The sequence below is a fragment of the Pseudoalteromonas sp. SG44-17 genome, assembly GCF_014164235.1.
Lineage (GTDB): Bacteria > Pseudomonadota > Gammaproteobacteria > Enterobacterales > Alteromonadaceae > Pseudoalteromonas > Pseudoalteromonas rhizosphaerae.
Map to the genome: position 1 here is coordinate 133,684 of NZ_JACJEV010000003.1, position 25,108 is coordinate 158,791.

Consider the following 25,108-nt stretch of genomic DNA (forward strand, 5'->3'; position numbering starts at 1 on the left):
AAACAAACAATTAAAGTTAAAAATAAGTCTTTCATAAGAGGGACTTTATGTATGGTAAACCGTGTTTTATACCTTTTTTTGCTTATTTTTATCTCATGCGGTGTATACGCAAAGACTGAGAGCCTTCAATCACCTAATGTTAATATCAAGACCGCTAATGTTAATTTAACTCAATTTCCTATGGGTTACTTTATTGATACAAGTCTAGAAATGCCTTTCGAACAAATACAACAGCAACAATTCACCCCAAGTAAAAGTGAAGTAACCTTAGGGCCAAACGCAAAAATAACCTGGTCTAAAATAATCATTAACAATGAGTCTCCACAACAACTGCGGCTATTTTTGCATAACTCAGATGCGTATCACCTACAAGACGTTGATTTTTATGAGACAAAAAATGGAGAGCTATTAAAACAAATCAACATTCAATTAGATAAGCCAGGACCACATCCCAATATATTTGGCGGTAGTGCCATATTTTCATTTCATCTTGCAGCAGGTGAAAATAAGACAATTTTTGTTAGAAGCGTCACTTTTTCTCACCAGTGGTATGCCCTCGCTCTTTTCGATGAGGAGTACTCAAAACGCGCATTAGTTGGCAGTAGTAGCTACATTGCTTTGCTTGTGGGAATGATGCTGGCATTAATGCTTTATAACTTTTTCTTATATTTATCGGCAAGAAAAATTGAAAACATTGTTTATGCCTTTTATTTAATTTCCGGCATCATTTGGGTATCACTTTCCTATGGTTTAGGCGCTAACTTTTTTGGGATTTTTAGTGCCGACCTTCTGCAATTTAACTCGACTTTGTATAGCATGCCTAGTTTTTTAATCCTATTTATGATGCTTATATTTGAAACCAAAAAGCGCTACCCCAAAGAGCATATTGCACTGTGTATTATTTTAACTATATTAGTAGCCGAATTTTTTTATAGTCTATTCGACTTGGTTAGCGCATTAAAACCTGCGAGCAGTTTAGCTGCACTAATGATGACTGTGACTTTAGGAGTATCGATATCTTTATGGCGAAAGCGAGACCCCCTCGCTAAGTACTTCTTTTTGGGTCATGCAATGTTTATTATTTTTAATATGTTGGCGGTGCTTTATTACAAAGGCATAACCGAATCAAATCAAATTAATAGTCATGGCGTGGGTATAGGTATTGTACTTGAAGCGCTAATGATGGCATTTATTTTGTCATACCGGATCAGAACATTAGAAAAAATAAAATCAGCACAATCTGAATTAAAGCGCCTCGCAGATACCGACCCTTTAACCAAACTATATAACCGCCGCTACTTTGACAAAGCCTGTTCGCAATTGCTAGCAAAAAGCAAAACTGCAAAAAAAGAGCTGTCGATAGTTATTGCCGATCTCGACTTTTTTAAAGGCATAAATGACACTTACGGCCACGATATTGGCGATCGCGTTATTATCGAGTTTGCAAATATTTTAACAAAGCAACAAAAAGTAGATGATATTGCATGTCGATTTGGTGGCGAAGAATTTATATTATTACTGAACTGTGATGCTGACAATGCCAAGATTATCGCACAACGTATTCGCAGTACCGCTGAAAAGTGTATTGTGAAAACAGAAAATAACCAAGAAGTTCGCTTTACTGTCAGTATTGGTATCAATCAGGTATCGCAAACGGCTAACAATATAAAAGAAAGTATATCATTGGCCGATCAAGCTCTTTATAAAGCAAAAAAACAAGGCCGAAATTGTGTTGTTGTCATTAAAGAGTAAGTCTATTAATAACTTTTACCACAAAAGGTTACGGCTGATTTTCAATTGCCTTTGCAAGATTAATGTAACTTTTTAGGCCCACTACGAACAAGCTCTTTACCGTTTTCAAACACATCTTGTGTTACCCAGCGACCTAACAACAACTTGTGGTTATCATCAAGTACTGCTACAAACGGGCGACCATTGGTATTATTGGTCGCCAGTGCCACACCGGCTACATTTTTTAAGCCCAATCCACCGTTATCAATCAATAACAAAAAAGCCTCTAGCTCTGCGAGGGTGTCAATTACATCGTTATCATTAATCATGCTGTTTACTCAATTACAACTTAATAAGTGAAGGATAGCAGTTTATGAAAATAGGCTCTAGAGGCTGATTAAAAGTTAAAGATGAGAGTTAAAGCCCTAATCAACGTATTTATTTGCGCTTACTCGCTCTAAATCAGATAGTAGCCTTTGCATTCAAACTATTAAAACAGCTTATATAGGAAAACCATGATCAAACGACTTTTAGCCGCGAGCTTAATCCTCTCTTCCGGCTCTGTTTTTAGTGCTAACCCAACAGTTGAAGAGCTACGTATTAAGCAAGCCACAACCGCTATGCCACAAGTTTTAGATATCTTTTCTGAGGATATAGCGCTATTTGAACAAAGCTGGAAAAGCCTAAGAAACTTTAAACAGGCAACTGACTTACTACATGATTACTCAACCCAACTCTGGCTCAACGCCAAACAACACATTACCGTCACTAAAAGCTACGATGACAGAGCACTTTACTGGGCTCGCCTACTTTCAAGTAAAATAATCCGTACAACAAAACCTGAATTTGCATTAACAACTGCCGAGCAAAGCACATTGTTAACAATGCTAGAAAATGGCAGTCGCGGTCGCACCGACCTTGCCTACTCTAAAAACACCACCAAAAAGATTTTACTAACAGGCTTTGACCCATTTTTGTTGGATAGTAACATCAATCAAAGTAATCCATCCGGTGTGGCCGCATTATTACTCGACGGCCAAGTAATTACTTATCAAGGCATCAGCGCTGAAATAAATACTGTAATGGTGCCTGTTCGCTATGAAGACTTTGATCAAGGTATTATTGAAGAATTACTCGCCCCCTATTACGCACTGAACAACGTAGATATGATAGTTACCGTTAGCATGGGTAGTAAAGACTTTGACCTTGAACGCTTTCCAGGTAAGCGGCGCAGCGTAACCGCCCCCGACAACGCAAATATTGTCTATGGCGGCACAGCAAAAGCGCCACTTATTCCAAACCTAAACGATCGTCCATTGCCTGGCAGCGAATTTGTGCAGTTTAGTTTGCCCATTACGCAAATGCAGCAAGCCAAAGGGCCCTTTCCGATAAATGACAATCACAAAGTTGTTACACTGGAAAAAGCCTTTGAGCCTAAAATTTTAGCTGAACTAAAAGGTGCGATTGCAGTAAAAGGCGGCGGTGGCGGTTACCTGTCTAACGAAATTTCGTACCGCAGTATTCGCCTGCGTGATCAACTCAATTCAGATATTCCTACTGGGCATATCCATACACCGCGCATAGCGCAGTTTGAACCAGAAACAGAAGCTAAAATAGTCAAACAAATTCAAGCAATGTTAGAGCAAAGCTTAGTGGCTTTATAAACCAATTTATAAGAAGATATGACTTCAGGCTTCCTCCTCTAAAGAGGGAAGTCTGAAGTGGGTGGACTATGTCACGCCTGTTACAAGTGGTAATACTCTAAACTAATTACTTATTTCATTTAGCCGCAGCACTTTTACACATTGAATTAAACAAATCAATGATATCACTCCATGTTCGTTTGTTCCCTATAAAGGCGAAAATACCTATAAAAACAAACTGATTTAAACTATCCTTCGTATAGATAATACAATCATCAAAAGTTGAGTAGCATGGAACGTATTTTTCAAAACAGTCGGTTTTTAGTTATAATCGCCGTCATCACCGCAGCAATATCATCATTACTTGTTTACGTTTCATGTATCAACATCGTTATTCATATAGTAAAAAGCACTATTATGAGCCTCCCTGATTCAGCAAAGGATGGCAAAGAATTAATAGTGGAACTTTTAAAAATTCTTGACTTACTGCTAATTGGCATCACGCTACAAGTAATTGCTATTAGTTTATATCGTCTATTTATCTCGACCACAAAACCTAATGAGAGCCAGTTCTTAGCTGCATTTAACATAGAAGATTTTCATGATTTAAAAATAACTTTAGTACAAGTTACCTCAGTTGTATTAGTGATTTTATTTTTAGAACATGCTGTGGAATTTGGCGGAACTATAGAAACGCTTTACTTAGGTATTGCAATTGCTATCGTCATTGCAGCATCAACATTTGCTTGGCGATCGATGAAGTGACGATGCTAAATAAATATGTTTATTGCACCTAATTAACCTGTTCTTCGGGAATAAATCTATCTCCAGCGGGTATTTTCAACGCTAACCATGTTAAATTTACTGACAATAAACTCGATATTAACACCTCAACTCGCCTTGTGATCCCTGTAAACATCTTAACCAAAGCTCAAACTGATAAAAGTAAGTGTAATGGGCTGTTAGAGTAAATAATTTTCTAAATAGTATAAACACGTCCTAGCGAGTAACCAGCTAAGCCTTGCCTTTATAGTTTGTTATTTAGTTATTCTACTGTGTATATTACCGGCTAGCACTTATCAAAAAGCAAAGTAATTTTCCGTAAACATATCGCTTGGGATTAGCTAATTTCAATCTTGATAAACCTATTATTGGCAAAAATGAAGAACCTTATCAAAACGCGAATTTAATAACCATGGCTGCAATACTTGATTGAATTATTATTAATGAATAAAAATGTTAATAAGGTGTTTATTTTGTGTATTAATTGATATATTGTTGTATCTGAAAAACAAACAAACATAAGGACGAAAAAATGAAAAAGGTATTAACAATAGCAACTTTACTAGCCGCTAGCGTATTTTCTGTTCAAGCAAGTGCAAGTTCAATGGAATGCTATGTAGACACTCAAGCATATGATCAATACACACCAAATAGATGTATGGCACTCATCTATGGTCAAAATAAGGCAACAGCAGTATTTCGTGTTATCGGCAATGGGTCTGCTATCGATAGTGTAATTTGGTCCAATGCAGCCCAATCTTGTGGCACCTCAGGTACTTCTTGCTCATTTGAAATAAGGTCTTTTAAACCTTATAAAGCGGAAGCAACAATCCTTTATACAAATGGCAGCTGGAGCAAAGTTTCTGCAATTGCATCATTTGAAGATGGTCGCTAAAAGTTGATAAGTAATTATTAATCATGTGAATTTAGGGCTTTTTAACACCATTTAATAAAGCCCTATAAGATGCAAAAAAACTCATATTTAACCCTTTCACACTATCAAACCTCGCGCTTTACAATTACCTAAAAATCAAGCTTACTTTAACAAGCAATCAAATCATCAAACATAGCAGCTCAGTCTATGTCACTGTTGACGTTGTCACTCATAACGACAGCCTATAAATTATCGTTTTTGGGTAAAAAGCGTTGAACTGATAAAAAAATGGCAAACTAACTAAGCAAAGCCTATTCCCTGATTGATGTCTGATCTAGAGGTTTTATTTATCAAAAAAAAACATAAACCACTGATTATAAATAACAAAGTAAAAACTTATAATTAAACAGATTATTTTACTTATTCAGCTCTCGACATTGCAAAAAAAACAACGTCATACTATCACCTAATGAAACACATGAATTTACACTCATTCAGACACAATAAAACACTATTAAAATATTTAATGGTGCTTTTACTGCTGATCAGTGTTTTTTCACAGTGGCACTCAACTGTTCACGCAGTACAAAGCAGCACAGAGTGCCAACTCTGCATAAGTTCGTTTGATTTTGACGATTTAATATCCCCTACCACCAGCATATTTGAACCTGAAAGTAACCGCTACGGCGCTGTTTTAGCTTTACACTCCCCGCAATTTAGCGCAACCGTTGCGTTTTCAGGTAACCGTGATCCACCGAATACTCTTTAAAGTTCACTGCTAAAAAACCGTTTTATAAAGACTGTTTACCATTGGGTAAGCAGCCAGTTTTAGTGCAAATTTTAGAGATTAAACAATGAAAATTAAGTATTCACCATTAGTTTTGGCGGTATTAACTGCTATCAGTACACACGCAATGGCAGCAGAGAAACAAATACAAAAAGATGAAAGCGATTTAGAAAAAATTGTTATTACAGCTTCACCACTTAAACGTACCGTACTTGAATCAAGTACACCTGTATCTATTTTGAGTGGCGAAGAGCTTGATCAGCACCAAGCAGCAACCCTTGGCGAAACCTTAAAAAATGTGCCGGGTGTACACAGCTCTTATTTTGGACCCGTTGCCAGTAGTCCAATTATCCGAGGATTAGATGGACCTCGAATCAAAGTTGTACAAAACGGATTAGGCGCATCTGATGCATCACGCGTTGGCCCCGATCACCAAGTATCAACCGAAACCTCTACGGCCACACAAATTGAAGTATTACGCGGCCCTGCTACTTTGCTTTATGGTAGTGGTGCAATTGGCGGCGTTGTTAATGTGGTTGATAACCGCCTTCCCATTGAAAGACAACAAGGTATTACTGGAGAAGTATTTGCTCAGTACGATAACGTAGCAGATTCAAAAACAACATCTACTGATTTAAATGCCGGAACGGGCGACTTTGCTGTTCATATTGATGCTTACAACCGTAATACCGGTGACTATAAAATACCTGTTCCCGCTGATATTAATGAACATGGTGGCAGTACTAAACTCTCAAACTCAGCAATCGATGCACACGGTTATAACTTAGGAGCTGGCTGGATCACTGACGATACTCGGGTTGCTTTTGCCTATGGCTCAATGGACTCAGAATATGGTTTACCGGGTGAAGATGGTGTATTTATTAAGTTAAAACAAGACCGCTATCAAGGTGTTGTTGATTGGAATAATCTTGACGGTTTTATAAAATCGGTGCATTGGCAAAATGCATATACTGATTACCTACACTCAGAAATTGAAGGGACTGAAATAGGCACTACTTTTAAAAATAAAAGTATCGAGTCTAGACTATGGGCAGAGCACAGCGCGGTTTATGGTTGGCACGGCATAATGGGCTTACATTATAACAAAAGTGATTTTGAAGCGATTGGCGAAGAAGCATTCACACCACCAACAAAAACCGATAGTTTAGCCGCATTTTTAATGGAAGAAAAACAAACAGGTGCTTTATTGTGGCAGCTTGGTACACGCGTGGAGCAACTAACCCATAAAGTGAATAACCAATTTTTTGATGAGCTATCAACCGATAATAGTATCTCATTTGCAGATGAAGATTACACGGCGGTTTCAGGCTCTGCAGGAGTAGTTTGGAGCATTAACGACAAGCACTCATTAGCATTTAATTATGCATATTCAGAACGCGCCCCCTCTTCATCTGAAATTTTTGCATACGGCCCACACATTGGCTCTGGCACTTACGAAGTAGGTGGTGGTTTTAATCTTACTAACGATAACGGTAATTATTCGGTGGTGCAAAACGGCCAAAGCATGAATAAAGAAGTGTCTAATAATATAGATGCAACCTATCGTTATAATACTGACAACTGGAATGCAAGCTTAAGCCTGTTCCAAAACCAAGTGAATGATTACATATACGAAGACGTTAGTAACCTTGTTCTCAGTGATGGTGAGTTTATTACGGCGCAAGATTACCAACAACTACAAAGTAGCGGCGCAGGATCAGAGGAAGAAACCGATGGTTTACCTGTTGTACTCTTTGCCCAGCAAGATGCACAGCTGTATGGTTTTGAAGCACAAGTTGACTGGCACTTAAACGAACAATGGCGTCTGGATGTGTTTTCGGATTATACCCGCGCTAAACTAGATAAAGGCGGTAACGTTCCAAGGATCCCACCATTACGTGTTGGTTCTTCAATACATTATGAATACGGTAATTGGCACACTGAAGTAGAAGTCACTCGCAACAGTAAGCAAGATAAAATTGCTGCAAACGAAACCACCACCGACGGCTATACCATGCTATCAGCCGCTGCTAACTACTACCTTGATTTAGGTAACGTTGACATGACATTGTATTTAAAAGCCGACAATCTAACCGATCAAGAAGCGCGCGTGCACTCATCTTACTTAAAAGACGAAGCACCACTTCCTGGCCGCTCAGTTAGCCTTGGCGTAAGAGCGCGTTTTTAAAAAAGACGCCTAGCCACAAATTAAATTAACAACACAAAATCCCCCAGCATGTAAATGTATGCGGGGGATTTTTTAATAAGTAATGTGATTGTTTAGTAGAACAACTCAAGTATGAAAGCAGGATGCTGCTTCATACGATCTGGTCTCTCAATTTCATCCCACCAGCAGAGTAAGTAAAGTGACCAAGAAACATTTAAAATGCAATTTAATCTGATATTTAATTTAAGTCACTGCCAAAGTTGTTACCCATCTACAAGCTCGGTTATAATCGGTTTTTATGGCTACATTTTTAGCCTCTAATTGGATTAAAACGATGAAAAAACTCTCTGCGGTGCAAATAAAACAACAAGCACTGGTACTTAAAGTTGCTGATGCAATTGAAGAGCAAGGCCGTAATGAACTCTCTGGCATGCTGCAATGCTGGTTTGACGTGGAATATCACTTATTTCCGGGCTCTTTACTAATGTGTTTTCAGTTTGAGAATCAGCAGGCGTTAACAGCAGCAGAGCCTGATTTATTGAAGTGGCAGAAACGTTTAAGTGGTGCAATGCTTAAAAAAGGCGTTATTTTAAAAGATATGCGCAAGCATTTAGTTTTCACCCTGAAAGGGCCTGATGATTAAGTCAGATATTAGCCATCAATCAAGCCGTTTTTATTATGATGCGGCCTTTTTGGGTCAGAATTTATTCCATCAAAAGCTAATTATCAATATCGCATCATTTTAAGCTAAAGCCTGACCTACATTTAAAAGTTTCCACACTAGCATCGTGAGCTCCTTCAATATCTCGTTGATTTACATACTTAATCAATTCCGGGAAAAACGCTAAGAATATGGCATCTAATTCAGTGTAATGAAGGGCTATATCCGCAGCAGCGTCAGAAAAAGAATTAGTAAAGCGAATGCGCTTGGCAATATTATCAAGTGCAACCCCGACCCCTTCGACGGTTTCGTATTCTTTAAACCAATCATTCTGCGTCATATGTTTTACAACACTTTGCATTCTTGGCGGCATAACTGCAATACGGTTATTCAAAAGCTGATAGCTGGCTTGCTTAAAGTCACTTAGAGGTTGGTCGTTAAATCGTTGCCAATGCTGAATTAAAAAATGATCGAACACTACATCAATAGCTACAGCCGCAAAGCGCTTACGCTGAGACGAAAAATATTGTTTAGCTTCCTTTACTAGAGGGTGAGCATCTGTAAATTTGTCGACTAAATAGTGGTTCTCTAGTGCATTTTTTACCGTGATTGGCAATTGCTCTACATGCCTATTACCGCCAAAATCACCAAGCAAGTTGCCAAAGTGTGAATCTGCTGTAGGCTGCGCCAAATAAAGATGAGCTAAGTAGTTCACACTGTTCTCGGTTATTGTTATTACAATGCAGATAATACTCTAAGTTTGACTAAATTACTCATTCACTATAGCTATCTAATATTCTTGATTAACTATAAAAACAAACCTATAACTCGCTAATCAACAAGCTCCCGTATACCTTCATTATAGTAGTCACCGTTTTGTTTTCGATATTCATTAGGAATGTCACCCACAATACTTTTAAACACCCGGTTAAAAGTCGCAAGAGAAGAAAAGCCACTCTCAAGTGCTATGCTTAAAATACTCCACTCTTTGGCCTGATCGCATATCAATAACTTTTTTGCATACTTAACGCGGTATTGGTTAATAAATAAATTAAAGTTAGCTACTTTATAGTGATAGCGAATGGCTCGGCTAACTTTGTACTCAGGCACCGTTAGCGCTTGTGCAAAATCTGAAATTTTGAGGCTGGCTTGTAAGTAAAGCTGCTGCTCATTGATAAGCTTTGTAATGCTAACTATCAATTCAGGCTCTACATCTTGATTGCCGCTTTCATTTAGATGACTCGTGTCATTGTTAATAGTGCCAATATCATCTTCTTGCTTTAGCGCTCGGTCATTTTTCACTCTTGCTTGAAGGGCCATGACTGCTTGCATCGCTAATACAATTAAAAGCGCAGATGAAGTAATAATTATGGGATTGTAAAGCTCAATTTCAGCCGCACTAAATATGAACTTTGGCAGAATGCTGGCATTAAACACAGCTAAAAAGAATGCACTAGCAAAGAGTATTGATTGCAGTTGTTGTGATTGTGTTTTACCGCTGTAGCCCCTTATCGCTTCCCAAAAAGACAGCGCAAGGATACTTGATGAAAGCAATATGGTGACCTCATTCACCCCTTGCTTTAAGCGCCACATTATATCGCTAGTAGGTAAAGGCTGAGGATCAAGGCTCACTAAGTAATGCCATGTTTGATTAAACATGATCAAGCCAGCAATGGTTACTGCAAAAGCCACATGCCTGCGGGAAATTGGCGAGTGCTCACGAAATAACGTTCTTGCAATCAGCCATGAAACATTACATGTTGCGCAAGTAAACAACCCAATTAGATATTGATACGCGCCAACACTTTGCGCACTGAGCTTTTGTGCTGCCACCATACAAAGCGAGCCACAAAATATCACAAATAAATAATGAACCAGCTGCTTATCTTTTTTCAACGCATTTAAAAACATTAACCCCAAACAAAAAGAAGAAGATAATAAGGGGAATAATTTTGCATAATAGCGTGCTCTTAAAGTGACGTTTAAACCAACAACGTTGTCTAAATCACATAGTACAAAGTAACGCTCATATTAGCAAAAAGACTTTGTTAGAGAATGTGTCTATAACTAATTAGCTAAAGCGCAAAAATTATCAATATATCGTTGCTCAAGTTTCGAATTTGATAAGCATTTGCCATGTAAGTCTTTATATTTGGGTTATTGAAAGGTTTGATGGAAAAATATATGTTGATGCAAAAAATGAAAATAACCCCCAAAAAGCTCCTCGATAACAGTAAAAAATTGTGGTTTATTTGCTTGCTCATAGCACAAGGCTGCTTTGTAACTTACCTTATATTGGGATATGGCCTGACCAGTGTCACCACAGGTTTGTCAGGGTGGAGTCGTCTTAACAATACAGCATATGCTGCGAGTGACCCCACCGGTAATATACTGTATGCGACGCATGTGTTACTGGCCATAGTGATGATAATTGGCGGTAGTTTACAGCTAATACCCGCATTAAGAACGAAGTATAACAAATTCCACCGCTACAACGGACGCGTATTCGTTTTGTTAGCATGTACTATCTCAATGGCTGGCATGTATCTCATTATTGTTAGAGGAACAGTGGGTAACACATTAATGCATAGCCTTACTATATTTGCTGGTTGCGTGGTCATTTTATCGAGTATATTAGCAGTACAAGCCGCCAGAGGGCGTAATATCAATACTCATCAAATATGGGCGATCCGTTTATACCTTGCAGCAAATGGTGTGTTATTTTTTAGGCTGATGATTTTTGCCTGGTTTTTAACATTCGGCTCACTTGGAATTGATACCGCAACGTTCACAGGCCCAACGGTATTAACTATTAGCATATGTTCTTATGTGATGCCGCTGCTCATAGCTGAGCTAGTAAGGTACGCAGGTAGAACAACGAATAAAGTGATAACAACCGTCACAGCAGGCTTGATGGTGTTGATATCCTTTGTATTTTTAGTAGGCTTATTTGGTGTAGTGTTAGCAAATTGGTACCCGGCGATAATTGGCTAATAGCCACATAATTAGTTAGCAGTAATACCTGCAGAGTGAAAATATAACGCAGCTGGGTCGGTCAACAACCCAGCTTTATTTATATCAATGAAGTGAGCTTCGCCTTGGTAACTTTTTATTGCTCAAGTAGAACAGAGTGCTCTTACTTAGTTATCGTGTATTGCTGAATGGCGCCTTGCTAAAACGGTTTTCCTCATCTTGCCTTTAAAAATTTAAGGCCTAAGCAACCGTCTATTTCAGGGAGATGTAGGCTATTTTTCGGTAGTTTCTAAATTAACATTTGGGTTAGTAATGCGGGCAAAAATGAGTCCAAGCTTCTCTAGTGGAAATCGATTGCTGAGTTGTTGATAAGGGCCAGGGATCAACTGCTGATCTTTTTGCTGTGCAACCACAAATGAAAATACATAATAACCTTCAAGACCCATTCTTAAATCACTCATAATTACTTGCTCATCTTGTTGATAAACACCATAAAGGCCTTTAGTAAATGCTTGCAGTAGCTTGATCTGTTTGGCATCTTTAAGCTGTGTTAGCAGCGCATTTTCGGTTGGGTAAAATTGCATATCAACGTTTTCAACATCATCAAACACCGACGTATAAACCTCATAATGGCCCTGCTCAGTAACGACTACCGCCCGCCACAGCAAAGTATTAAAAGGAGTTGGCGTACTTTCAAAGTCTGTAAATGTGATATTTTGCGTATTCAACGCCTTATAAACCTTATCATTAATGTGCCATTTAGCCGCTAAACCCCACGTTAAATATAGCGAACTGATAATTAATGCACTAGTAATAATACGCTGTGCATAAGGGCGCATGCTTACAAATAAAAGCACTATACAAGAGAGCAACAATGGCAAAGTATACGCAGGATCAATAATAAATATGCTCGATATACCAAAGGGGTAAGTCGTCAGTGGCCACAGCAACTGTGTACCATAGACGGTAAAACTATCGAGCAATGAATGGGTACTCAAAATTAAAAACATGGCAACCGACCAACGCGTCAGGGACACACCCTTAGCCCAATTCATTTTAAGTAAAAGCCACGCAAACAAAGGGCTCACTAGCAGCTGTATAAGCAAAGAATGACTAAAACTGCGGTGATAGACAAAGTTTTCGACATCGCCACCAAAATTAATTAGCACATCTAAATCAGGTAACGTGCCAAACCCCGCGCCGACCAATAGCGATTTTCGGCCAAGCTTATTGCCTAAGACTGAATAAGCAACTGCGCTACCAAGTACAACTTGTGTCAGTGAATCCAATGAAACCCCCTTTATAACTATGTAAGTACTGACCATATGATACGGCCTTATCACGACAGTCGATCGCTATAAGTATTTAACTTAAAAAATTAGCAAAGCTAAACCAGCAACTTAACAACAAGCCAAGTTTACCTGTTCAATTACAATTGTATTTTGTTAATTCAGTAACCAGTCAGCCCTATTTTGTTATCACTATTAGCATGTTTTTTCGGTACTGCATGAACCATAAAACGTTTTGCTTAACCTATTGCTCAATTTAATTGTAACTAGCTTATAGAGGCCCCCATCACATTATGACCACGAATTTTCTAAGTAAACCACAACAAGTCGCACTGCAACAAGCGCTTATCAAGAGCAAGCTGCTAAATGGTTACACAATAAATAGTGATAACACGCCCTCTGCTGAGCAGCAAATATATAGCCATATCGCCGTCACACTTTACCGCTTTAATTTACAAAAAATAAAATGGTCATCTTTTTTCAAAACAGCAATCAGCATAGCAAGTAATGAATGCCAATGGTTATCGAGCGAACTTGCCAGATGCCAACAAGACTACAAAACCCAGCCTAATGACAGCGTAATACTAGAACAAAGTGCATTTTTTAGTGGTATTTTTAGCGAAGAACTCTCCTACATTGATGCTTTACTTGGGACAGCAGCGCAAGCTGAATAAAGGACCTAGGTTTTAGGTGCTGGAGTGATTTGCAGTATGGTAGTTGTGTCGTTTGTGAGTGTTTTAATTTGCACAGAAAGGGTAAGAGTCACTGCGCTACATCGAGGGGAAAAGCTCAATGACCATGCTGTTTTGAAATATGGGCGTCCTTAGGGTTTAGCTGATTGGATGTTGCCTAACGTTAAAAATTAATACGGTTATTGCCCTAAATAAAGCCTTAGGCAGTAATAGTATTTCTACCACTTCTTTTTGCTGCATATAAATTAATATCAGCACGTTTTGCAGCTTGTTCAGGCGTTTCATCTGGTGCAACTTCCACAACTCCCATACTCACCGTAGCCTTAATGTTTTTTGCTGTATGAGTTTGTTGCTCAATAGAGCTTCTAATTCTTTCTGCGACTTCTAAAGCATGTTGCAGTGATTGTTGCTCAAGTACAATTAAAAACTCTTCTCCGCCAACCCGACCAACGTTATCTGACGAGCGTACTCCTTGTGAAAGTGTATTAACCACTGACTTTATCAGTTCGTCACCAATATCGTGTCCGTACTGATCATTAACCGCTTTAAAGTGATCAATATCAATCGATATAAGTGAGTTAGCAGTGCCTGTACTTTTGCTCTTACTAATTGCCCTTTTCTTCATGTCTAAAATAGCCCGGCGATTGGCAACACCGGTTAACTCATCTTTTAATGCCAATACTTTATAATGTTGCTTATGTTGAACTTGCTTATAGGCATACACAGCCAACATTAAAAGCATCACACAAGCAAAGGCTAAAGTCAGTCGCTGCCAAAACGCCTTATCTACAGCTACAGCCAGTAACTTTTCTTTAATATCAGCAACTTCTTCGAGCCGAGCTATTTCTCGGTTTTGCTGATTTAAATTAAACATTAACCGTTCAGAAAGTAACGCCCTATCAGCCACATTATTCACTTGGGTATTTGCAATTGTTAGCAACTGCTTTTGTACAGCTGCTTGTGTTTGGTAATCACCTTGTCGCATAGCTAAAGCAGCATAAAACTGCAAATATCGCTCTGTAAAACTTGCAGGCCAATTTTGTTGGTCTAATTGAGCTAGCACATTATTTTCACGTACTGCATTGGATATCTGATCTGTTGCTAAAAACCACTGAGCAAGTGCCATTGTATGCAATTGCTTTATCCAATCACTCGTAATATCAAGCGTTTGTACTTGACTAAAATATTGCTGTGCTTTTTCAAACTCATTCAACTGAGTATAAAGCTGGGCAACTTTTATTACCAAGTACCCAAAACCATCATCATTTTCATATTGACGCACCGCAGCAAAGATCGATAAATATAGCTCAAGAGCTTTGCTAACTTCACCCTTTAGTTCATACACGTAAGCAATTTCGTCAGTCACTTTATAATGTTCTTGCACATTAAATGTTGCTAACTCAGACTTTGCACGAAGTAACTGTTCAATCGCTAAATCATAGTTAAAAAGAGCTAAATGTATAGCTGCTATTTCTCTAAGAGTTAAAGCTCGTTCGTAATAGTTTTCAGCCAGTTCGTAAGCTTGGTAAGATTTTTGTGCAGTATCGAAAGCCAACTTATATTGGCCTTTCGCTAAATAAACGCGGTTCAAGACAAAATTAGCAAAACCAATAGCAGAGGTTTGTGATTTATCATCAAGCTCGGGATTTAAAGCAACTTCAGCGATTGGCTGCAAAATCATTTTTGCGCGTTCATATAAACCTTGGCTATAAAGGTGGAAGGCCTCACAGACACTAAGATCTTGCGAAAGCACTGCATCCCCTGAAGAGCTTGTAACCTGCTTAGCCTCAGCTAAAAACACTTTAAATGCTTGGCGCTTATCTAGCGTATCGGTATCAAGAAAAAGGCACTTAAACGCCATAACCCTAGCATCGTCTAAGTTATCACTGTATGGCATACCAGCTTCAAGGGAAGCTAATAAAGCCATAGATTCAGGCGTGGTGGTATACCCTTGATAAACGCGATCGATACTGTTTTTTACATCACTGGCAAAAAGACTGGTTGAAAAGAAAAAAAGTAACAACATCCTGTACATACTCTACAATCCCTTGGTCCACAGCGCGATATTTATTATTTTTGTTATCGCCATTAAAATCCAAACGATTATTGCACTAAATTGAATTTGATAACAGATTGAAATAACAAATTTAATCAACCAGTCCTTCGAATAACCATTTACCTCAACGGCACCTTTATTAATCATTACTTATATATGGTTATTTCAGCTAACTAGTTGGTCGCTGTTTACTGAATGATTAGTACATTATTACCCATTCGCATGTAAAAATACGGAAGGTGTTGTGCCATGACAAAACTACAGTCATACATTTAACACTATTATCCCGTTATCTCGTCCTGAAATAAGCAATAGATGAGTAATTCTTTTCAAGAAGGGTTTTGTTCGCGACAAACTCTAAATACCTAAACCCATGAAGGTAATGACTTTACCAGAAGTAAAAAGTACAGCTTTAAACGAGAGGCCATGGCGCGATGCACCTATGTGTTCTCCGTGGTGACATTCATTTTCTCGCTCTAAAGCTAGATCTATAAGTGAAATCAAAATCCACTGGGGTTCGTTAAACTATTCCCAACCTACAAATTCAGTAATTATTTTAAAATACTCAACCCTTTAGACTTGCATTTACCTAATAAGTAAACTTAATTTGAAGAAGTAATGGAACTCCAATTAAAAGGAATTTGCAATGGCTAAATTAATAATCATCGTTAGTTTACTTTTTTGTTTGCACGCTTACGCGACAAATATTTTTCAGCTTAACTCTGAAGCTAACAATATAAATTTAACCGATACTCAACCCAACCATCAACCATGGAATGCCGACTCTGTCTATGTAGTCGGTGATGTCGTCACTCATAACGATAGTTTATTTATCGCCGCTTTTTGGGTAAAGGGCGTCGAACCAATAGAAAATAAACCCCATTGGGATGGTTGGATTTGGCTGCAAAATACCGTGATAGAAAAGTGGCAAACAAACAAAGTGTATCAAGCCGGCAGCCTTGTAAAACACGGACCCGACTACTACCTTGCCCGCTACTGGAATGAGAATAACGAACCCGCCCCCCACAGTAGTTGGCAAAAAATTAAAGATTTATTTTATCTAACCCCAGATTTACCGCTTGAACACCCTGACGACTATAAAACGCTGGACGGTGTTGATCAAAATGACAACGGTATCCGCGACGATTATGAGCGCTATGTGTATGAAAAGTTTGATTCTCCACAGCTCATCACCTTTAGTTTAGGTGCAGCTTCAACATTACAACTGGTTATTGATATTGAGCAAGGGCGCATACCAAATTTAGATGCTGAGATTGGTAAGCAGATTATTTTGGATATGATCAACATAAGCTACTGTGTTCGATATTTACAAAATTCACACCCACACTTTAAAGAACCCGAAGTTTTATACTTTAATACGATAGATAGAGCTTACGCTAACCGGAAAAGCCAAAATAAAATTAGTGACTATATTGCTTGGGATGACGACTTTCATTACGGCGCTGATAGAGACTGCAAAATCCTTAAGTTGTAAGAAATACTTAGGCTCAGGTCCTGAGAGAGCCTCATGGTTTGCCGTCATTACTAGGTGCGTATGTAGTGGTCAATAAAATTGAGTTTAAAAAATAAGAATACTTGGTTTTTTGAATTAAAAGTTCAAGCACAGCTGCCTGCTTGACCGGAACTTTCTAATGGGTGACCACTTTGCTCTACATCGCTAGACGCTTAATTTTTAATTAATAAGGCAAATCAGCAATAAAAAAGGGCTCTGTGAGCCCTTTAAATCAGTTTTATGGATATAAATTATTGCGGGATATATTGATATATGGCTTTACCATAATAATTGGTATAAGCGCCACCAACCGACAGCAGAGTATTACCATAGGCAACCGTTTTAAAATCACGTAAATAATAGCTAGTCGTATCTTGCACCTCAACCGCAAACGGATTAGCGGTAAGCGTTTTCCATTGCATTAAATCAAAATCAAATTGCACAAAGTTTTTTGCACTTAACAGGTATAACGTATTACCTGTAAGTGTAGTGTCATAATAAACACCGGCTGCAAAATCAGGAATTAACTCTGAATTTAAAACACTTTGTGTTGCAACATCAAATTGACTTAACAGTAATTGCTCGTATTGACGTTGGATAACAAAAAGCGCATCACCTTTGCTAAAACAATGCTGTATTTCATTCAAACTCTCAGGTAATTCTGTTGCTTGCCAGCTGTTGTCCACTGTATTTAAACGATTAAGGCGTTGCTGTTGACCATTTTTAGAAAACGCAATGACCTCACCATTAAATGAACAACTCGCTTGTAGTGGATTAATAAACGGCGCAAAGATCGGTGCTGCAAACGCCTGCCAGGTTTTTTCTTGTGTATCATACACTTCCATATTAGCTTGTGCATTTGCCTCACTTGAACATGCCTCGGTGCCACCAAAGAGATAAAGCTTTTTATCAACAAGCTCTGATTGATAATAATAACGACTCGATTGCGGTGAGCTCAGTTTTTGCCAGCTATTTTGTGCAATATCCCAATGTGACAACCTCGGAGCGCTCGGTTCGGCACTTGCACATATAGAAGCAGCAGCAATCGCAAAGTTATGTGTCACTGCATACAGATCATCACTGGTTGACTGGACATTTAAATGCGCACCTTCAAAACCCGGTAAATCACCGAGTTTAGCCCAAGATACTGCAATCACTTCAATATCAAATGCAGGTAAAGCAGCTTCAAATTCACCATCTGAGACACGAATAACAATACCACTGGTTGTACCTGCATGCTGATTTGAAGGCATACCACTTAATACTCCCGTTACGGTATCAAACGTCGCCCAATCAGGTTTATTGTCAATACTAAAACTCAATTGCTGCGAATCAATATCTGAAGCAGCGGAAGCAAAATGATACGTTTCATTCGCTTGCACAGCAGCAGCTGGAGTTCCTGTAATTACTGGCGCATCGTTAACAGCCGCAAGGGTAATATTAACTTTTACCGTACTACTTTCTTTAGTGCCTTTTTTTAGTTTAAAGCTAAAGGTATCGTCACCAAATTGGTCTGCCACCGGCACATAGCTTAAATTTGGGTATGTGCCCGCTATTTCACCAAGCGTAGGTTGATCTACTAATTCTAAAACTATGGCCTCAGCGCCATCAGGGACTTTATTGGCATTAATGACTATAGCTGATGGGCTATCTTCCTTGCCCGTAACCGTCATTAATGGCTGGATCTCAAACACACTTTGGACTTCGGTCGGTGTGCTTTTTTTATCAGAACCCCCACAGCCGGTTAACAATACAGCCGATATAGCTAAACTTAAAATTTTGATCTTCATAATATAAAACCACTTCCGATGTGAAAAGTAATCTAATGGGCCTTCCGTTCCTCATCTTTGCCATACCATTGACGAGCAATGAGCAACAAAAGGATAGAACTTCATTAAATACTAAAGTTTTTTTAGGTACAAGAATTCATGTCAATTCATTGTAAATAAATGTATAAAAAAACTGCAAAAATCACGAAAACCAAATGGGTGACTCCTTGGGTTTCTTGGTTTTTTGAATAAAAAGATCAAGAAAACACAGCTGCCTGCTTGACCGGAAATTTCTAGTGGGTGACCCTGACGAATCTTTGTACTTGTGTTTTTTAATCTACACACCCTAATTATAGCCAATTAAGTATTTGGTGTAATAATGTGTAATAGATATCCCAGATCAAACAACCTAACATTTTATAAACAACACATTTTATGTTGTTTAATCATGAAATAGTTATTAACAATGGAGAAATAAATTATGAGTACCGATACTAATTTTAATATTGATGTTAATCAGCTGATTTCTAGTGTTTTTGGTAGCAATAAAGATCGTAACGATTTGGCTGTGGGTGTAAGGAATGCAACAAAATCAACAATAAGTGTAGATTATTATATTGATCATGGTAGTTTACGAGATGTTGATGGTGGCAACAAAATTAGCCCGGGAGATCTTTGGGAAGCAGGAGTTCATGCTAAAGGTGCTGGTTCAAATATTACTATAAGCATTGAAATTTCTGATAATCAATCAGGTTGGGCAATTATGTCCGCAACACCAGCAAATAAAGAGAATTACTTTAAAGTACAGCATAGTAGAACTCCTTATAGTAGCTCTAAAGATGCATATAAAGCGGCTGATAAAACAAAAAAGCACTACTCTGATGATGGCATTTACGATGAGAGTCATAACGGTTATACGGCAGTGATAAGTATGACTGGTGAAAGTCCTGCAGCCTGTACTATTGTTATCGAAGATAGCTAATTTTAAATCTCCTTTTTGAAACCTATCGAGCGGTAGGTTTTTTATTTATATTAAAGATTTAGAATGAACGAAATGACGAAGAGTCAAATCTTAACTTCAGATATCAAACCATCTCGAAGTTTTTCGTATTGTAATTTAACCTTTTTATCTTCAACCATTAATGTATTCAACCTACCGACAGCTTTCGATATCGCCGAATAAACCCAAGGAAACCCACAAGGAAACCCAAAGGGGTCAAATCTTGACTTCAGACATCAAACAATCTCGAAGTTTTTCATATTATAATTTAACCTTTTTATCTTCAACCATTAATGTATTCAACCTACCCACCGTTTTAGATATTGCAGAATAATGCTGAACATTATAAATATCTGCTAATACCTGCAAATTTAACCCCGATAAGTCTTGCCATAATTTAATAGCAAACCAACGTGGTAAGTTTTTCTCTTTTCGCCCCTTTTTAACCGTTATAATCTCATCAACTTCAACATTAAAATGTTGAACTAAGTAAGCAATTACATCATCTGCTGAGTGCTTTTTTGCTACAAGCTTTCTTTCGCTATCTGACTTGGCAATATAGTCTTTTATGTTTTCAATAAAGTCCTCACAACCCAAAACCGACAATAACTTTTTAGCACTATAAAAAGCGCTTATTTCTTTATTATTTTCAAATTCAACAAACTGTTTATAAGCAGCATATTTACGCTTTTTGCTTTGCAGCGAAAATATAAAATCTCGAACGAGCCATTTAGGCGTCGCTACCCTTCTAATGAAGGTTGAATAGCTAGACCACTTATATTTAACAAGTTCTTCTACCAACGGTGTACTCGTTTCAATTGGGTTACGATGAATATATCGACTAACATGCAATAAGTAGTTATCAGCATCCACAAGCACAGCTTTGTACCGCCCCCTAAACAGCGCACCATCTGTATTATGCGCTCTATTAAAGTATTGAGTATAAAGGCCATTAATATGCTTCATGGCTCGACCTAAATTTGCATCTGGGGTTTTGATTAGCAGGTGGTAATGATTGGCCATTAAACAATATGAATGCACTTCAATATTAAAGCGAAGGCTTGCTTGCTCAATGCAATGTAAAAAATACTCAAAGTCGTTATCATTTAAAAAGATATTTTCGCGCCCTCTTCCACGATTCATTACATGATAAAACGCATTTTCATACTCTATTCGCAGCGGCCTAGACATAGTAATTCACTCAATGAGTAGTAAACTATAAATCTAAACCTTTGATGTCTGAAGTCAAGATTTGACCCCTTTCGTTTCTTGGTTTTTGAATAAAAGATCAAGTAAATAAAGCTGTCTTCTTGACTGGAACTTACTAATGAGTGATCCCTTTGGTTTTCACCTCATCCTTACATGGGTATAGGTTTTTCTGATTCATTAGCTTGATTAAATAGTATCTGCCTCGCATGCTCAGCTAGAATCCAAGTCATTGGGTGCAGATCTTTATCAACCTGATGAGTATCAAAGCCAGTCAAATGATCTTTTTTAACTTGTAACTTTTTTGTACACAACGCAAGCAATATTTCAGGTAGCCCTTTAGATTCCTCAGCTTCCGGTAATTTGAGCATCCTTTCAATCAAAGAGCCAACAATTCTACTCTTATCATCTGCTGCACTATAATCAAGCTCTCTTGATTTTGCAGTCCTTAGAATACTTGCTTGGATAATCCCTTCATTGAACCTATCAAATAGTAAAGGATCAAGTTGTCGAATTATGTACCCCTTACCTAATGGAACTGCTCCACTATCTTTTGCTACAGTTCTTAACCGTTGCAAAACAGAAGATATAGTGAAATATACTGTGGCCTGGTGTTTAAAGTAGTGGTCATTGTCACCTTTATTCCAAAAAGCAAATGTCGGCCCCAACACTAGTGGTTGATTTTGAGGCGACTTAAGAAATAGCTCTTCTCCTAACCCTTGATTATGAAAAGATGCAGCACTTCTTAATAGCTTGTCCCTTGCATTAAGCTCACTCAATAAATTCCCATCGCTCGAATGTTTGGCTTTAAGCAGCTTCAAAAGCTCTAGTTCTTTTTCCCAGCTATTTTCTTTATGTTCATTTATTGGTAAAAGCATCTTTTCAATAACATGAAACTGGTGAAAACCACATGGACCTTCAGAAAACTTTAAGTCCATTTGAAGTTTTTTAAACTCAGGTTCACTATTATATTTTGCGAATCCGACAATATAAGTAATAGGTAACTCATTATATTTACGCAGAGCCCTACTAATGTTAAGTAGAGATTTTCCTGACTCTAACGAACCAGCTACAACCACAATGCCTTTGCTTGGAGTTACTGTTTCTGGGATTTCACCATCGTAAACATTAACGTCTAAATGTAACTCTGATACATTGCTTTTAATAAGCTCTGCTAACTCTTTTGCACCTTCATCTTTACAATGGATTACGCAATCAGTGTTTAAGGGAAAGAAACGATGGATATTATTTTTAACTTTTGCCTTAAATTTATCTTGTTCAATAACCTTACTAACGTCGATAAAATATTCTGGCGTAGGTGTTTTGGTACCGTTTACACCATCATATAGACACCTAAATGCATCAAGGTCTTTATATTGATGAATAAGCTCCCGTAGATCTTTGTCTGAATCAACAGCCAAAGGTAAATAACTCTCTGTATGTGGTGCTTCAAAGACAAATCGACTTTTATTAAGTGCAATAGGAATAGAATGCTCCTTTAAACACATCGGGCATTCATTTTCATCATAAGATTCAAAATGTTGAAAGTAAGATTTACAGAACTTATTTTTATATTGCTCAAACTCCACAAGAACTTTTTGTTCACCATCATTAACCTGTGTCATGATTACCGAAACCAGCGAAGCTTGTTCTAATGAGATATTTTTCTTCAATTTTTCAAATAAGTTATTGCTGGTAGAAGCTGAAATTAAAACTAGCGTGTTTGCATCTGAGCTAAATTCGTATCCATCAATACCACCATAACTCCCAAAAGAATCTATCAATATGGTGTCCGTAGTATTTTTAAAAGCTCTAATGATGTTGCCTAACTCATATGCTAGCGGAAAAATACCAGAGGTATCCACATAAATTTTATTGATATTAGCAGGTATCATTTTTAATAAACTAACAGCAATAAAGGTAATTTCAGCTGAAGATTCCAGTAAATTTTTTACATCAATAAATTTATTTGTATGCTTTCCGGAAGGCTTAATGAAGTGAATATTTGAATGAGCTTCAATTATCAAATTACGGCTAATAATAATGTTATACATACCAAATTCTATCAAGCGTTCAATATTGGCATTAGATAATGGCGGCTTGGTTTCATTAAAAATAGATATATCACAGCTACCATCGCGCTTTATAAAGCAGGTATGAAAATTTAATTCTTGAAAGCTATTGATTCTCTCTTTTAGTATTGATTGAGCATCATCATTTAACAACTGACTAGAAACATCTAGTTTATTAAACTCAGGTGCAATAAAAACAATATCTCGTGTAAAAATTGATGATTTAAATTGAGTTACCATTTCATCGCAAAATGCTTCGAAATTGAATGCTCCTCCCGCATAAAAACAAACCATAACATTGGGCTTATTTGAACTAAGATCCGTTTTGTAAAAATAAAAGTTTTTCATCGTAGAGGCACCAAGATACTGCAAGCTAAACCTTCAACTGAAGCAAGCTTATAAAAGTTGTTTTCTGATTTGTTGTTTTCGTCAAATAGCGAAAGAGGCTCTGACTCAGCTTCTCTCAAAGGCTGCAAATTAAAGTCACGGTAAACGCCAATTCGGCCAGTCCGAAATGAAATAAAACCATGTCTTTGTGCCAATACATTCTTCACGTTATTTAAACCACGCCCAACTCCACGAGAGTCAGATTTGGACGTAATACCTTTAGCAAAAGACTTTTTAACCACACCGACTTCATCTTCAACACTAACGTTTTCATTATTCGTTGATTGAAGGGTTTTAAAAATTCCTTCTCCGCTGTCAAAGACTGATATCTCTAACATATGTACAGTTCTATCATCCGTTCTAATGCCCTCTAAGTAATCTGTAATCGCAGTGTTCTCTCCGCCAATACTTTCTGAAGGTTGTTCTTTGGTAATAAGCTTGTAATCAATGATCAGGCCTCTAACTGATTTGCTCACCTTACCTGTATTAATCTCTAGCTTTCCGTGCTGTTCTGTGTTTTCTATTAGTTCATAAATAGCGTGTCCCAAATCACTAAGTTGACGTTCAGTCACATTAGACTTTATTGGGCTAAGCTCAACAATACGCTCAAGCAATTTCGTATAGAACTCGCTTTGCTTTAAAGAGTTGCTCCCTACAGATGAATAAAAACAACTTGGAAAAGCGTATTTTTTTATCGAGTGATCAACGGCAAATAGTTGAACTCTTTGCCCTGTTCTATATATGGATTCATTTAACCGAGCTTGTAAATCAGCATTAATTCTAGATTTAAGTTCTACTGGATTTTTTTGTTCATTTAAAACAATATCTTTTTCATACACCTCATCAGACATTAACGTCGAAGTTAAACAATGAGGCGAACTTAGTAAATCAGCGACTGCACTTTCTTTTGATGATTCAAATTGAAAAAACTTAACTTTTTTATTTGGGTTGTGTTTAAGTGCCGTAATAAATAGCTGACAAATTCGAGGTAATAAACCTAAACGCAACGTTTTAAATTGCTGAGGAAGGTTTATTACATCATCGCCAATTTTTTCATACAGCTGTTCTATTTCATCATTTGTAATTATTGATGGTACCTTCATCAATTCACTCCATTCAATGCTTTTTTACCATAGCTTCAGTGGGTAGCAATCCATAGGGTTTAGCCGTGAATTTTATCAAGACCGATATCAGTCTAACACCACTATCACGTCATCACACCCTCAGAATAAGCAATTGTTGAGTAATTCATTCATGGATGAAATGAAAGCCATGCTTGCACATGGATGTGCTTTCATGGCGTTTACGTTCTCATCAATTGTGGTTTGAAGGAAATAGCGTGATGCTCAGGTGGCGCTGGGAGAGTCCAGAGAGGGGTCAGCGACAGCCCCTCTTTGGCTGCCGTCGTCAGCGCGACAAAACCTTGAATAAGGTTTCTATTCTCTAAAAAAACCAAACGTATTAATTTTATCTGTAATAGTAATCTCAAATATCTATTCGATCTT

Annotated in this window: 20 protein-coding genes; 11 read left to right on the plus strand and 9 right to left on the minus strand. The window is 37.7% G+C overall.

Features of this window, described 5'->3' with window-relative positions; all coding sequences use genetic code 11:
• The first annotated feature begins 51 nt into the window (after positions 1-51).
• Positions 52-1,752 carry a diguanylate cyclase gene (locus tag H5182_RS03460; protein ID WP_182757957.1) on the plus strand — a complete coding sequence of 567 codons (1,701 nt, stop codon included), beginning with the start codon at positions 52-54 and terminating at the stop codon, positions 1,750-1,752.
• A gap of 59 nt (positions 1,753-1,811) precedes the next feature.
• On the opposite strand, the gene H5182_RS03465 is transcribed toward H5182_RS03460, so the two are convergent.
• Positions 1,812-2,060 carry a hypothetical protein gene (locus H5182_RS03465; RefSeq protein ID WP_145241816.1) on the minus strand — a complete coding sequence of 83 codons (249 nt, stop codon included), beginning with the start codon at positions 2,058-2,060 and terminating at the stop codon, positions 1,812-1,814.
• Between the two features lie 186 nt (positions 2,061-2,246).
• Here H5182_RS03465 and H5182_RS03470 point away from each other — a divergent pair, with 186 nt between their 5' ends.
• The 6 genes from H5182_RS03470 (at position 2,247) to H5182_RS03495 (ending at position 8,628) form a co-directional block, all read left to right on the plus strand.
• Positions 2,247-3,395, plus strand: coding sequence for a hypothetical protein (locus tag H5182_RS03470; protein WP_182759529.1), 1,149 nt, complete (start codon positions 2,247-2,249; stop codon positions 3,393-3,395).
• A gap of 270 nt (positions 3,396-3,665) precedes the next feature.
• On the plus strand, positions 3,666-4,139 hold the full coding sequence (locus H5182_RS03475) for a YqhA family protein (protein WP_145241820.1): 474 nt from the start codon (positions 3,666-3,668) through the stop codon (positions 4,137-4,139).
• A gap of 550 nt (positions 4,140-4,689) precedes the next feature.
• Positions 4,690-5,052, plus strand: coding sequence for a hypothetical protein (locus tag H5182_RS03480; RefSeq protein ID WP_145241822.1), 363 nt, complete (start codon positions 4,690-4,692; stop codon positions 5,050-5,052).
• 457 nt (positions 5,053-5,509) lie between these two features.
• The gene (locus H5182_RS03485) at positions 5,510-5,800 is read left to right on the plus strand and encodes a hypothetical protein (RefSeq protein WP_145241823.1); all 291 of its coding nucleotides are present in this window, start codon (positions 5,510-5,512) and stop codon (positions 5,798-5,800) included.
• A gap of 85 nt (positions 5,801-5,885) precedes the next feature.
• Entirely contained in the window at positions 5,886-8,006 is a 2,121-nt protein-coding gene (locus tag H5182_RS03490; protein ID WP_182759530.1) for a TonB-dependent receptor, read from the plus strand.
• Positions 8,007-8,319: 313 nt separating this feature from the next.
• Positions 8,320-8,628, plus strand: a complete 309-nt coding sequence (locus H5182_RS03495; protein ID WP_145241827.1) for a hypothetical protein — start codon at positions 8,320-8,322, stop codon at positions 8,626-8,628.
• A gap of 94 nt (positions 8,629-8,722) precedes the next feature.
• Here H5182_RS03495 and H5182_RS03500 read toward each other — a convergent pair whose 3' ends face one another.
• Complete coding sequence (locus tag H5182_RS03500; RefSeq protein WP_182735726.1) at positions 8,723-9,361, minus strand: ACP phosphodiesterase; 639 nt, start codon at positions 9,359-9,361, stop codon at positions 8,723-8,725.
• Positions 9,362-9,477: 116 nt separating this feature from the next.
• Complete coding sequence (locus H5182_RS03505; RefSeq protein WP_259398231.1) at positions 9,478-10,557, minus strand: AraC family transcriptional regulator; 1,080 nt, start codon at positions 10,555-10,557, stop codon at positions 9,478-9,480.
• A gap of 273 nt (positions 10,558-10,830) precedes the next feature.
• Here H5182_RS03505 and H5182_RS03510 point away from each other — a divergent pair, with 273 nt between their 5' ends.
• On the plus strand, positions 10,831-11,640 hold the full coding sequence (locus tag H5182_RS03510) for a DUF2306 domain-containing protein (protein WP_182735727.1): 810 nt from the start codon (positions 10,831-10,833) through the stop codon (positions 11,638-11,640).
• Between the two features lie 251 nt (positions 11,641-11,891).
• Here the strand turns inward: H5182_RS03510 and H5182_RS03515 are convergent, their stop codons facing one another.
• Complete coding sequence (locus H5182_RS03515; RefSeq protein WP_182757949.1) at positions 11,892-12,908, minus strand: metal-dependent hydrolase; 1,017 nt, start codon at positions 12,906-12,908, stop codon at positions 11,892-11,894.
• A 293-nt stretch (positions 12,909-13,201) separates the two neighbouring features.
• On the opposite strand from H5182_RS03515, the gene H5182_RS03520 reads away from it, so the two are divergent.
• Positions 13,202-13,582, plus strand: a complete 381-nt coding sequence (locus H5182_RS03520; protein ID WP_182731117.1) for a hypothetical protein — start codon at positions 13,202-13,204, stop codon at positions 13,580-13,582.
• Between the two features lie 217 nt (positions 13,583-13,799).
• Here the strand turns inward: H5182_RS03520 and H5182_RS03525 are convergent, their stop codons facing one another.
• Entirely contained in the window at positions 13,800-15,626 is a 1,827-nt protein-coding gene (locus H5182_RS03525) for a GGDEF domain-containing protein (protein ID WP_182759532.1), read from the minus strand.
• A 676-nt stretch (positions 15,627-16,302) separates the two neighbouring features.
• On the opposite strand from H5182_RS03525, the gene H5182_RS03530 reads away from it, so the two are divergent.
• Positions 16,303-17,151, plus strand: coding sequence for a chitodextrinase (locus H5182_RS03530; RefSeq protein ID WP_182735730.1), 849 nt, complete (start codon positions 16,303-16,305; stop codon positions 17,149-17,151).
• 269 nt (positions 17,152-17,420) lie between these two features.
• Here H5182_RS03530 and H5182_RS03535 read toward each other — a convergent pair whose 3' ends face one another.
• A complete protein-coding gene (locus H5182_RS03535) occupies positions 17,421-18,959 on the minus strand; it encodes an Ig-like domain-containing protein (RefSeq protein ID WP_182759533.1) in 1,539 nt (512 codons plus the stop codon).
• Positions 18,960-19,419: 460 nt separating this feature from the next.
• On the opposite strand from H5182_RS03535, the gene H5182_RS03540 reads away from it, so the two are divergent.
• Positions 19,420-19,920 carry a hypothetical protein gene (locus H5182_RS03540; protein WP_182735732.1) on the plus strand — a complete coding sequence of 167 codons (501 nt, stop codon included), beginning with the start codon at positions 19,420-19,422 and terminating at the stop codon, positions 19,918-19,920.
• 279 nt (positions 19,921-20,199) lie between these two features.
• On the opposite strand, the gene H5182_RS03545 is transcribed toward H5182_RS03540, so the two are convergent.
• The 3 genes from H5182_RS03545 to H5182_RS03555 form a co-directional block, all read right to left on the minus strand.
• Positions 20,200-21,129 (minus strand): transposase, encoded by a 930-nt coding sequence (locus tag H5182_RS03545; RefSeq protein WP_182759534.1) that lies wholly within the window; start codon positions 21,127-21,129, stop codon positions 20,200-20,202.
• A gap of 167 nt (positions 21,130-21,296) precedes the next feature.
• Complete coding sequence (locus H5182_RS03550) at positions 21,297-23,564, minus strand: hypothetical protein (RefSeq protein ID WP_182759535.1); 2,268 nt, start codon at positions 23,562-23,564, stop codon at positions 21,297-21,299.
• Positions 23,561-24,706: a hypothetical protein gene (locus H5182_RS03555; RefSeq protein ID WP_182759536.1), complete on the minus strand. Its 1,146-nt coding sequence runs from the start codon at positions 24,704-24,706 to the stop codon at positions 23,561-23,563. Before H5182_RS03555 ends, H5182_RS03550 begins: the two co-directional genes overlap by 4 nt.
• Positions 24,707-25,108 lie beyond the last annotated feature (402 nt).